This is a genomic window from Novosphingobium album (ex Hu et al. 2023), from assembly GCF_022832385.1.
Classification (GTDB): domain Bacteria; phylum Pseudomonadota; class Alphaproteobacteria; order Sphingomonadales; family Sphingomonadaceae; genus Novosphingobium; species Novosphingobium album.
In genome coordinates, this window is sequence record NZ_JALHLE010000029.1 from 53,608 (window position 1) to 66,287 (window position 12,680).

General features: G+C 63.2%; 6 protein-coding genes. 5 read left to right on the plus strand and 1 reads right to left on the minus strand.

Annotated features, from left to right (window positions below; genetic code table 11):
* Positions 1-18: 18 nt before the first annotated feature.
* The gene (locus MTR64_RS16810; protein ID WP_243995668.1) at positions 19-735 is read right to left on the minus strand and encodes a FadR/GntR family transcriptional regulator; all 717 of its coding nucleotides are present in this window, start codon (positions 733-735) and stop codon (positions 19-21) included.
* Between the two features lie 775 nt (positions 736-1,510).
* Here MTR64_RS16810 and MTR64_RS16815 point away from each other — a divergent pair.
* The 5 genes from MTR64_RS16815 to MTR64_RS16835 form a co-directional block, all read left to right on the plus strand.
* Positions 1,511-2,224, plus strand: a complete 714-nt coding sequence (locus MTR64_RS16815) for an alpha/beta hydrolase (protein ID WP_243995669.1) — start codon at positions 1,511-1,513, stop codon at positions 2,222-2,224.
* Positions 2,225-2,260: 36 nt separating this feature from the next.
* Positions 2,261-5,164: a beta-galactosidase GalA gene (gene galA, locus MTR64_RS16820; protein ID WP_243995670.1), complete on the plus strand. Its 2,904-nt coding sequence runs from the start codon at positions 2,261-2,263 to the stop codon at positions 5,162-5,164.
* Positions 5,161-8,334 (plus strand): alpha-L-rhamnosidase, encoded by a 3,174-nt coding sequence (locus MTR64_RS16825; RefSeq protein WP_243995671.1) that lies wholly within the window; start codon positions 5,161-5,163, stop codon positions 8,332-8,334. Before galA ends, MTR64_RS16825 begins: the two co-directional genes overlap by 4 nt.
* A gap of 93 nt (positions 8,335-8,427) precedes the next feature.
* On the plus strand, positions 8,428-11,904 hold the full coding sequence (locus MTR64_RS16830; protein ID WP_243995672.1) for a glycosyl hydrolase: 3,477 nt from the start codon (positions 8,428-8,430) through the stop codon (positions 11,902-11,904).
* A gap of 96 nt (positions 11,905-12,000) precedes the next feature.
* A partial coding sequence (locus MTR64_RS16835) for a family 43 glycosylhydrolase (RefSeq protein WP_243995673.1) occupies positions 12,001-12,680 on the plus strand: 680 nt, incomplete at its 3' end.

Genomic DNA, 12,680 nt, shown 5'->3' on the forward strand with positions numbered 1-12,680 from the left:
CATTCGTGCCGGCCTGTATCAGGCTGTGCCGTCGTCTATCAATTCAAGCACATCGCCGATGATTTTTCGCATCGCCTCGCGGGCCATGGCGGGATCTCGATCGGCAACAGCCTGCGCCACCGCGCCATGATCGCAAAGGCTGGCGCTGTGGCCCTTGATTGCATTGGTGAAGCGGATCGAGGTTCGCAGTGCCGTTGCGACCATAGGCTCGAATTGTTCGTAAAAAGGATTTCGGGTCGCGTGCAGGATCGACACGTGGAAAGCAATATCGGACGCGAGCGGATCGTCCGCACCTGTTTCAGCGTCAGCCATCCTCGCCAAGCCTGCTTCAATAAGGAGCATTTGGGCATCAGTGTGGTGGATGGCAGCAAGAGCCGCAGCTTCCGGTTCGATGGCGATCCGCAATTGATTGAAGTGACGCAGCAACTCGAGGGAGGGCTCGCGGTCGAGCAGCCAGCGGAGAACATCGGCATCGAACATGTTCCAATGGGAGGGCGGTTGCACCGTGGTCCCTTGGCGTGTCCGGGCGTTCACGAGTCCTTTTGCTGTCAGCATCTTTACAGCTTCGCGCGTTACCGAACGGCTGACTCCATGGGTTTTCGATAGTTCTTCTTCTGTCGGAAATGGCACCCCCTCGTAACCGCCGGAGACGATTGTCTTGCCCAGCAAATTGAGCATTGTTTGTGTCCGGTTGAGCTTGCGCTTCCTGTGCTCGGCGAGATCGATTTCTACCATGCCGACGGTTATGGGCTTTATTCGACGCATTCGTCCACGTCCCATGTTTGACGCTTGCTGCCAAATTCTGATCTTGTGGGTCAACCGAGCTGGAAATGTCTTGCCTGCCTGCCGGGGCGACCTTGGCACGTGCAGGGTCCTGTGCGGGAGGGGGCTCTTGGATTGGTCGTCCTCCTTGTGTGCAGGCATCAATTTCGCGTTTCGGGATCAGGCTGCGCACCGCTCCAAGGCAAATGCAAATTCGAATTCAGGGGCCGAGCATGACGGCAGGTTGGCTTGTCGTATGATGCCCGAAGCGGAACCGATTGCGAATTTGTCATATAATTCATTGACGCAATCAAAACAGATCAATACAGATAAAAATCGATCATTTGCAACTGCAGGGCCTGCTGAAGTTGAGGTTCGGATTTTGAACTGTGATTAATTATTGCCCGGATAATATGAGGAGTGGTCAATGACCCTTCTTTATATCAGTTCCGGAAAATATTTATATTAAATAATGGACTTTATAGTCCCGAATAATGATGATTTTCCTTGATATATATTTATGATAATCAAGGAATTTATAAAACAAAATGGGTGAGGTTAACCTATGGTCCGTGCAATGCAGATTGGGCGTTTGGCAGCCGCTATATTTTTATTTTCGGGTTTCGCGGGTGCTTGGAGCGCCGGAGCGGATGTCGTCGACGCTCCGGCAAGCGACATAATCGAATTGTGGCCCGGAACGCCGCCTGGAACGCCAGCCGAATGGGCAGGGCCCGAATTTCGCGGCAACGTGTCGATTTCAAATGTGACCGTGCCCACGCTCAGCATCTGGCGGCCGCAACCGGGCAAGGCCACCGGAACAGCGGTCATCGTTGCGCCAGGCGGGGCATTTACCGGGCTGGCGTGGAATCTTGAAGGTGCTTCGGTGGCCAAGTGGCTCGCCAGCCAGGGAGTGACCGCGTTTGTGCTCAAATATCGCGTCCACCAGCCCCTGCCAGGTGAAGAGTCCAAGGCGATGCCGCCGGTCCGGTATGAGCAAAGCCAGCATGTGAAGACCGGCGAGAAGCTGGCGATGGAAGACGGGATGCAGGCTGTAAAACTGGTGCGCAGCAACGCAGCCAGGTTCGGCATCGATCCGCATCGGATAGGTTTCCTGGGCTTTTCGGCCGGGGCCATGACCGCCATGAACGTCGTGATGAAGGGCGATTCCGAAAGCCGTCCCGATTTTGTCGCCCCGATCTACGGTGCGGCTCCCGCAGTGCCGGTGCCACAGGATGCGCCGCCGCTGTTTGAAGTGGTAGCGGTGGACGATCCCATCATGTTCCCGCGCGCACTTGTTATCTTCGATCAGTGGACGGCCGCAGGCAAGCAGGCCGAACTGCACGTCTATGAAAAGGGCGGGCACGGTTTCGGCCTGGGTAACAAGGATATGCCGGTAGGTAAGTGGCCCGAGGCATTTGCCGCCTGGATGGTGGATCATGGGTTCCTGCCTGCCCCCAAATGATCAGACCGTAGATGCAAAGTTACTATGAGTTGCGAAATGACTACAGGAACTGAGAGCCATGGCCTGCGGGTCAGCCGCCGGCGCGCCATGCAATATGGCGCGATGACGGGCGTGGCACTCGCGGCCCCGGGAAGTGCGGTATTTGCCGGTCCGGCTGAAGGAGCGGGGCAGTCCGTGCCGCCGCGTGACTTTGCGCCACCTGAAAAGGGCGCGCGCCTGTTCGAGGACGCCTGGCATTTCCACCGCGGCGACGTCCCCATGCCCAAGCTGCTGGGTCACCGCGTTTCCTATGAGGCGACCAAGGCCGGCGGCGCGGTGGGTGCTGCTGCTGCCGTCTACGACGATGGCGACTGGCCGCTGGTGGAGTTGCCGCACGACTGGGCCGCCGCCGAGGTTCCGAACGCCGAGGAGAACATTGCCCAGGGGTACCGGGCGCGAGGGATCTCCTGGTACCGGCGTGGATTCCGGCTGGATGAGACGCTGCGCGGGCGCTATCTGGAACTGCAATTCGGCGCCATCTCCAGCAAGGCGACGGTCTGGTTCAATGGCATCGAAACGGCGCACAGCTGGTCGGGCTACAGCGCGATCCATATCGACCTTACCGCCAATGCCTATTTCGGCGATGCGCTCAACAGCATTGCCGTGCGCGTCGATGCCGAGCAGTTCGAGGGCTGGTGGTACGAAGGCGCCGGGCCCTACCGGCACGTCTGGCTGGTGGACCGGGCGCCGGTCCATATCGTCACTGACGGCATCCATGCGGATCCCCGGCTGCAGGCCAATGGTGGCTGGTCTGTGCCGGTCGAAGCGACGCTCTACTCGATCGAGGAGAAGGACGCGTCGGTGCGGGTTGTTGCCGAGCTTCTCGATGACCGGGACGCGGTGATCGCATCGGCCAGCACTCAGGTTACTGTTTCCCCGCTCGCCCGTGCGGTTGCCAGACTCGAAATTACGGATGTTTCGCCCCGGTTGTGGTCGGTCGATGCGCCCAACCTGTACCGCGTCCGCACCCGTGTGTCGCGGGCAGGGCAAACCGTGGATGAGCGGATCACGCCTTGCGGCTTCAGGACCCTGCATTTCGATCCGGACAAGGGCCTTCTGATCAACGGCGAACACGTCAAGATCAAGGGCGTATGCGTTCACGGCGGCCATGCCGGTGTTGGCGTGGCGGTGCCGGATTCGCTGATCTGGTGGCGGGTGCAGCAGCTCAAGCGGATGGGCTGCAATGCGATCCGCACAGCCCACAATGCCCCCAGTCCGGCGCTGCTCGATGCCTGCGACAGGCTGGGCCTGCTGGTGATGGACGAGAACCGGTTGTTCAACGTCAGCCCGGACTACATCGAACAGTTGCAATGGCTTGTCCGGCGCGACCGCAACCATCCCAGCGTCATTCTCTGGTCCGTGTTCAATGAAGAACCGATGGAGGGAACCTCCAGCGGCTACGAAATGGTGCGCAGGGCATCGGCCGCGGTCAAGGCACTGGACACGAGCCGTCCTGTCACCGCCGCGATGAGCGGGGGACTATTCGCGCCGGTCAACGTCAGCCAGGCCGTCGATGTCGTCGGGTTCAACTACCACCAGTATGACTACGACAAGTTCCATGACCTGCATCCCGACTGGCCGATCACCAGTTCCGAGGACACCAGTGCGTTCATGGTGCGCGGTGAATGGTTCACCGATGAGGATGCGCACGTAAAATCGGCCGACGACACCGAGCACGCCTTGTGGGGCAACAGCCACCGGCAGGCGTGGAAGGAAATCGCGACAAGGCCCTTTGTCGCCGGCGCCTTTGTCTGGACCGGCTTCGACTATTATGGCGAACCCACGCCTTACACATGGCCGACAAAATCCAGCCTGTTCGGCAGCATGGACCTGTGCGGGTTTCCCAAGGCGGCTTTCTACATTCATCAGGCCCAGTGGCTCGACCGGCCGGTCCTCAAGATCCTGCCACACTGGAACTGGAAACCGGGAACGCCGATCAAGGTGCTCGTCGCGACCCAGCTTGACCAGGTCGTGCTGACCCTGAACGGCAAGACCGTCGCCGACGGGCCGGCCGATCCCTACCAGATGTTCAGTGCCGACCTGCAATTCGCGCCCGGACGTCTCGAAGCGCATGGCTACAGGAACGGCAAGCTGGTGGCGACAGATGCGGTGGAAACCACCGGGACGCCCGTCCGCCTCCGCCTGACGCCGGACCGAAGCCGCCTGCGCGGCGACGGAGCCGACGCGGTACCTGTGACTATCGAGGCGCTGGACAGCAGGGGCCGCCCCGTGCCGACCGCCGACATGCGCGTTGACCTCTCGGTCAGCGGGGCAAGACTGATCGGTGTCGGCAACGGCAACCCGAATGCGGGTTTTTCCGGCAAGGAAAGTCATGTTCCCCTGTTCAACGGGCTGGCCCAGGCCATCATCCAGACGGAACGCGGATCGCAGGGCAGGGCAAGCCTTTCGGCATCCGCTGCCGGACTTGCTCCGGCCTCCACGATCCTGTCCGTGGCGGCGGTTTCTGTTCCTTCTGTCGCGCCCGGGCCGCTGCGTTTCATGATCCAGGGCTGGCGCCAGTCCCCGGTCGTGCAGGAAAAACCGGGGCAGCCGGGCACTCTTGCCGACAATGACATGAACAGCTGGCAGCGGGTGCGTGCGGGCACACCGCCGCCGTTCTCGGGGACCACCGGCTATCTCACGCTTGCTGCCCAGATTGAGGTTCCGGGCAATGTCACCAGAAATGGCGGCCTGATCGTGCTGCAGACCGTCAACGGTGCGGGCAGCTTGTGGCTCAACGGCGAGCAGAAGGCTGAAAAGACCTATGTCGAAGCCGGAGCCATGAAGGCGGCCATTCCTCCGGGGCTCACCAAGCTGGATGTGGCCCTGATCCTGAAAGTCCTGCCTGATCAGCGAACCGGTCTGCCCGGACTGGTGTTCCTTGAAAGCGAAGCGCATTGACACGCGAAGTTGACAACCGGCTGCGGCTTGCGCGGCGGCCCTTCCTCGGCAGTGTGGCTCTGGCGGCCCTTGCCAGCGGCAGTGCGGTTTCCGCCAGGCGGGCGGGCCGGCGCGGGTTTCGCGCTGTCAGGTTGCGCACCGCGCAAGTCGAACACCCGCTGGGCGTGCATTGCGCCGCTCCATCCCTGTCCTGGGAAATTGCCGGGAAAGGCCGGATGCAGGCCGCCTATCGCATCCGCGTCGCTTCCAGCTTGCAGGCGCTTCGGTCGGGCAAGGGCGATCTTTGGGACAGCGGGCGAGTGGAATCGAACGCGCAAAGCGGCATTGCCTACGCAGGCGAGAGGCTGCCGTCGCGGCAACGCTGTTTCTGGTCGGTCGATCTGTGGGATCAGCACGGGAATGTGTCTTCGTCCGGCGAGGTCGGGCAATGGCAAATGGGTCTGCTCGACTCTGCCGACTGGAAGGTTCCCTGGTTTGCGGCTGAAACCGAAGAGGCGCGGGCCACGCGCGAACGGGGCGCGGTCTGGGCGACGGTGCCCGATGGTGCGCGGAATGGCCCGGCTTCGTTCCGTCTCGTCTTCGAGAGCACCGATGGGGAAGCACGGCTGATCCTGCAATCGAACGACCGTATCGTCAGGCTCACGCTGGATGGCGTGCCTCTTGCGATGTTCGATTATGGATCCTTGCCGGAGATAAAGGCCCCCGTGGGTGAATTGCGCCTGCCACTGGCGGCCGGACGGCACGTTCTTGGCGTCATGGTCATGGCAAAGCCGGGCGCAGGGGTCGCCGCGCAGCTGCGTCTGCCCGATGGACGCTTCATCACGGACGGATGGCAAGTTCAGGACAAGCCGGGCAGCGGCGAGGCCGGCTGGGCCGCTGCGCCCCGCCTCGATCCGCAGCCCTACTTCCGGATGCCGCCATCGCCCGCCCATCTGCTGCGGCGCCGGTTCCGCTGGAATGGGGACGGGCAGCAAGCGCGTCTCTACGTCGCGGCGCTGGGCGGCTACGACGTCTGGATCAACGGCAAGCGCGCCAACGACGACACGCTTCAGGCGGAGCCGGTGAAGTATGCCGATCACATCCCCTACCGGGTCTACGATGTCGGCAGTTTGTTGCGGGAGGGCGATAACGTCCTTGCCGCGATGGTGGCGGATGGATTCTACGCCAGCTATCTGCTCCAGACCGGGCGTTACAGCTATGGTCCGCCGCCGCGCCGCATCCGCTTGCAGCTGGAAATCGAGAATGCCGATGGCGGGTGGTCGCCCGCCGGGGGCGGCGAGCCGTGGAAAGGGCAGGCGGGCGGATTGCTGGCCTCCGAAATCTATTACGGTGAGGACTGGGACCGGCGGCTGACGCCGATCGGCTGGACGGAGCCGGGCTACGACGATTCAGGCTGGGGCGAGGCCTGGTCCGCTCCTGAGCCGTCCGGTGCGCTCATCGGGCGGATCGTGCCGCCGGTCCGGATCACCCGGACGCTGGAACCTGCGGCGTTTCGCGCCACCGGTGAGGACCGCGTTATCGTCGATTTCGGCCAGAACTTTGCCGGACGTGTCAGGGTGCGCGTATGTGGGAAGCGCGGCGACAAGGTTACCGTGCGCCACGCGGAAATCCTCGACGAGAAGGGGATGCTCGATCGCCGCAACCTGCGGGCGGCCCGGGCGACCGATACGTATGTCCTGCAGGGCGATCCTGCTGGCGAAGTCCTGGAACCCCGCTTTACCTATCAGGGCTTCCGCTATGCCGAGATTAGCGGTGCGCGCGAATTGAAGGCCGGTGACGTTACGGGCCTCGTCCTGCACAGCGACCTTGGCGAAACCGGCCTGTTCCGCATCGATCAGCCGGTGGTGCAGAAGCTGTGGCTCAATACCCTGTGGAGCCAGCGGTCCAACTTCATGGGCTGGCCGACCGACTGCCCCCAGCGCGATGAACGTGTGGGCTGGACCGGGGATGCCGCGGTGTTCTGGGATACGGCGGCTTTCAACATGGACGTCGGGCCTTTCACCCGGGCCTTCATGACCGACATGCGCGATTCGCAAGGGCCCACCGGGGCTTTCCCCGTCTGGGCGCCGAATGTGCATCCGGGCAATTTCGCACCGTCGGAGCCTACCCCCGGCTGGTCGGACGCCGGAGTCATGCTGCCTTTCGTGTCCTATCAGCGTTACGGTGATCGCAGCATCATCGACGAGAACTGGGATGCCATGACGCAGTACGTCAACGGCGTGCTGGCGGACAATCCCGATGGCCTCTGGGTCAACAGGCGGGGGCTCGACTTCGGCGACTGGCTTTCGCTCGATGCCAAGGACCCCGGCGACGAAACCACGCCGAAGGCGCTTGCGGGCACAGCCATGCTGGCGCGTTCCGCCGCGCAGCTGGCACAGATGGCGCAGTGGACCGGTCGTAGCGATGAGGCCGCGCACTGGAGTGCCGAACGCCAGCGGATCGGCCGGGCATTCGCCGAAGCCTATGTCGCGCCGGACGGGACGGTGGGCAATGCCAGCCAGACCAGTTACATTCTGGCCCTGCACAATGGATTGGTCCCGGAGGGCCTGCGCAAGTTGGCGGGGGACCTGCTCGCGGCGGATATCCGGCGCCGGGGAACTCTGCTTTCAACCGGGTTCCTGGGCACACCGGCAGCGCTCGATGTGCTGGCCGATGCGGGGCATGTCGATCTTGCCTTCGACCTGCTGCTGCGGACCGAGTTCCCCTCGTGGGGCTACATGGTCAAGCACGGCGCCACGACGATCTGGGAACGCTGGAACGGCGATGCCGGCGATCTTTCGATGAACTCGTTCAATCACTATGCGCTGGGCGCGGTGTGCGGCTTCTTCTACCGCCGCATCGCCGGTCTGCAGCCGGTCGAACCGGGCTTTGCCCGGGCACGGATCGCCCCGCTCGTGGATGCCCGGTTCCGGCAAGCCGGTTGCACTTACGACAGCGTGCGCGGCCGGTTCGTGTCGGACTGGAAGCTGGATGGTGGGCGGTTGAGCCTCGGCGTGGAAATCCCGGAGAATTGTCTTGCCGAGGTGCGCATTCCGGCCTCGCGGAACGCGCGCATCACTGCGGACGGCATGGTGCTTGCGAAACGGAGAGATTTCACGATCCTCGATCGCGACGAGGCTGCTGCAGTGATCGAGGTGCGGCCGGGTCGCTATGCCTTTGAAGTCCGGTAAAAATGGCGAGGCCGGGCGCGAGCAGGCGATGCCAGCATGGTTGCTTTCGCTGGCCCGTTGAGAACATGATTATTTCAGGGGAGATGCTGCGGCATGGCTGAATTGTCCGTCCTCATGGGGCGATCACGCTCCGGGAAAAGACCGGCATTTTGGGCTGCGCTGCTGGCCACCGCCGCCGCGACGGCGGGTCTGTCCGCTTCGCTGCCTGCGCAGGACCGCGCTGAAGGTGCTCTTCAATCCGGACGGGACGGGCAGGTGCCCGCCGCCCAGCTTCCGGCTGCTTTCAGGGATCCGCCACGCAGCGCCCGGCCGCGGGTGTGGTGGCATTGGCTCAACGGAAACATCACCAGGGACGGGATCGCCAAGGATCTCGACTGGATGGAGCGCGTCGGCATCGGCGGCGTACAGACATTCGATGTCAATCTGGCGACGCCCAAGATCGTCGATGAGCGCCTGCTGTACATGACCCCGCAGTGGCAGGACGCGTTTCGCTACGCCACCGGACTTGCCGCCGCCAAGGGCATGGAACTGACGATTGCCGCCTCGCCCGGCTGGAGCGAGACAGGCGGGCCGTGGGTGCCGCCGGGTGACGGCATGAAGAAACTGGTGTGGAGCGAGATGACCGTTCAGGGCGGTCAGCCATTTTCCCGGCAGTTGCCGCCGTTGCCCACCGTTACCGGCCCGTTTCAGGATATGCCCGTTTCCGGCCATGCCGGGCAGGGCAAGGAGAAGCCGGCACCCACCGCCTCGGGAGAAATCGGCGTCTACGCCTATCGTGTCGCCGGAAGCGGGAAGGGGAGCGATGCCCGGGCGCTCGTCCCCGCCGTGCCTGTCATGCGGCTTGGTGACGGCACGAAGCTGGATGCGGGGGCATTGGTCGACGGCAGCTACAAGACCGGGCTCACCGTGCCCAGAGGCCCCGAAGATGCGCCGACGATCGTGGACATATCCTATGGTGCGCCGCAAACGATCCGTTCGGCCACGATCTTCGTTCCGTCCGCCACGGATCTCTACGCACCATCGACACTGCAGCCGCGTCTGGAAGCAAGCCCGGACGGCGTTTCCTGGCAAGTGGTCGCGCACTTTCATCTGGGAACGGCCCCCACCACGATCAGTTTCGCTCCCGTCACGGCGAGCAAGTTCCGCGTGGTCCTGGCTCCGGCTCCGAACATTCCGCCTTATGGATCGGATGCCACGCCGGGCTACGATCTCGGGCCTTTCGCGAAGTACATGGGGCCGCAGCCCACTATGAAGCTGCTGGAACTGAGCCTGTCACCGTCCCCGCGCATCAACCAGTTCGAGGCGAAGGCGGGCTTTTCCACGGCACGGGACTACGAGATACTCGACGTGCCTGCGGGCGGCGGCAACGTCGGCGTGCCCGTCGCGGCCATCCTCGATCTGACCCGCAAAGTGCGGCCTGACGGAACGCTGGACTGGACGCCGCCCAAGGGTGAATGGCGTGTGATCCGGATGGGATGGTCGCTGACCGGCACCACCAACCATCCCGCGCCCGAGGAGGCCACCGGGCTTGAGGTCGACAAGCTCGATAGCAAGGCCGTTCGCCGCTATCTGGAATCCTATATCGGCAACTACCAGAAGGTTGTGGGTGCGGATCGTATCGGCGCGCAGGGCATCAATGCGCTGCTCACCGACAGCACCGAGGTCGGGGCCTTCAACTGGACACCCGACATGCTGGCGCAGTTCCAGCGTCTGCGCGGATACGACGCGCGGCCGTGGCTTCCCACGCTGACGGGTGTGATCATCGGATCACGTGAGCAGAGCAACCGCTTCCTCGACGATTTCCGGCGCACGATCGCCGAGCTTCACGCGACCGAGCACTACAAGACCGTCGCAGAAGTGGCCCATGAGCATGGACTGAAAGTCTACGGGGAATCGCTGGAAGGCTGGCGTACCACACTTGGCGACGATCTCGACATGCGCCGCTATGCGGATTTCCCCATGGGGGCGCTGTGGTACTACCGGAGGGAAGTGGGCCCCAAGCCGTTCTACGCCACAGACATGCGCGGTGCGGCGTCGGTGGCGCATGTCTACGGACAGAACATCGCTGCTGCTGAATCCCTGACTACCACGCGCCAGCCATGGGATCAGGGACCGGCGGACCTGAAGCGGGTCGTCGATTGGGAATTCCTCAATGGCATCAACCGGATTTCGATTCACAGCTCTGCCCACCAGCCGGTGGACGACAAGCAGCCGGGCATATCGATGGGGCACATCGGCCAGTACTTCAACCGCCACGAGACCTGGGCGGAAATGGCGCGGCCCTGGATCGACTATATCGGCCGCAGCAGCCTGCTGCTTCAGCAGGGGCGCTTTGTCGCTGATGTCGCATACTACTACGGCGAGGAAGCACCGGTCGGCATCCAGACGCAGGATGGCTATTTCACCGATGTCCCGCATCGCAATGGCTATGACTTCGTCAGTGCTGAAATGCTCAACGATGTCCTCAAGGTCGAGCATGGCGATCTCGTGGCACCGGGCGGAGCGCGCTACAAGCTGCTATACCTGTCGGGGCGGCGGTCGCGGATGTCGCTTGCGATGCTGCAGAGGCTGGCGGACCTCGCCGAAGCCGGGGCCACGATCCTGGGGAACCCGCCCAGTGGCCCGCTGGGCCTTGCGGGTGACCGCGACGCTTACGCAGCGCTGATCGGGCGGCTCTGGTCTGGCCAGCCGGTCACCACCGTCGGCAAGGGACGTGTGATAGCAGGCAAGGACGTCGATGCCGCGCTGAAGCTGATCGGTGACGGCCCGGACGTGTCCATGGAGGGGGCATCGGCTGGTGAGATACCTTTCGTGCATCGCAAGCTGGATGATGCCGACATCTATTTTCTCGCCAATCGGAGCGGACAGGCACAAAGCGTGCAGGCCACGTTCCGGGTTACAGGAAAGGCGCCGGAGATCTGGCGCGCAGAGACGGGTGAGGCCAGGCCGCTGTCCTACACGATCAAGGACGGCGGAACGGCCGTGCCGCTGCATTTTGATTCCGACGAAAGCTACTTCGTCGTCTTTCGCAAGGATGCGAAGACGGCATCCCGAGTGGTGTCCGGCATCGAGCAATTTCCGGCCGCAACGCTGGGCAGCGCCTGGAAAGTGACGTTCCAGCCCGAACGCGGCGCTCCCGCCGGAACCACGATGCCCGCGCTGGCGCCGCTCAACGACAATGCCGATCCCGGCATCCGCTACTTCTCCGGTGTCGCGACCTATTCGACCACATTCACGGCCCCGGCAGGCTATCGTGCGGGCCAGCCCTTGACGCTTGATCTCGGCAAGGTGGGGGTGGTCGCGCGCGTGCGGGTGAACGGCAAGGATGCCGGCACGGCCTGGCACGCGCCGTACCGGGTCGATATCGGTGCGACCGTCATGCCCGGCATCAACCGGCTCGAAGTGGACGTGGCCAATCTGTGGGTCAACAGGCTGATCGGCGATCGCCAGCCGGGGGGCAAGCCGGTCGCCTGGACTGTAAAGCCGATGTACCTGCCCGACGCGCAGCTGCGTCCTTCCGGTCTGATCGGGCCGGTTCAGCTCCTGCAGCCGGGCGTGGCTGCCAGGTAGGCAGCTTCACCCTTGAGAGAGGAGGAGCGAGGTCTCATGCGGTTCCCTCGCAGAACAGCCTTGCAGATGATGGGAATGGGCTGCGGATTGCTTGCCATGCCTGCCATGGCCCGCAGCGGGCTTCATACGGCGTGTGATCCGGTGCGCGGAAATCCATTGCTGCCAGGGCAGGGCGTGTGTGACCCGCAAGTGCGCGTTTATGGCGATACGGCCTATTTGTATGCCACGCACGATGCGCGCCCGGCCAGCACCGGCTTCACGATGCACGACTGGCAGATCTGGTCGAGCAAGGACCTAGTCGATTGGCAACTCTCGGGAACGCTGAGGCCCGAGCAGACATATTTCGGCAAAGCGAGCACGCAGTGCTGGGCCACCGATGCCATTCATCGCAATGGCCTGTATTATCTCTATTTCTCCATGGGGCCGAAAAACATCGGTGTTGTCGTGAGCGAGTACCCGGCAGGGCCCTGGCGCGATCCGCTCGGCAAGCCCCTTATCGCGGAAGGCGATGTGCCGACGGCGTCGCGCGATCCGGGAATATTGCAGGAGCCCGATGGCACCAGCTATATCGTTTTCGGGACCTTCGATTTCTATATCGCACGGCTCAACCCGGACATGATCTCGCTGGCGGAAGCGCCGCGGCGATTGCAGATAGACGGTATTCAGGGCCCCTATGGCGCGGGCAAGACCGACGATAAGCCGTTCCTGCATCGCCGGGGGCGTTACTACTATCTGTCCTGGGGATCCTATTACGCGATCGGGGAATCGCCCTATGG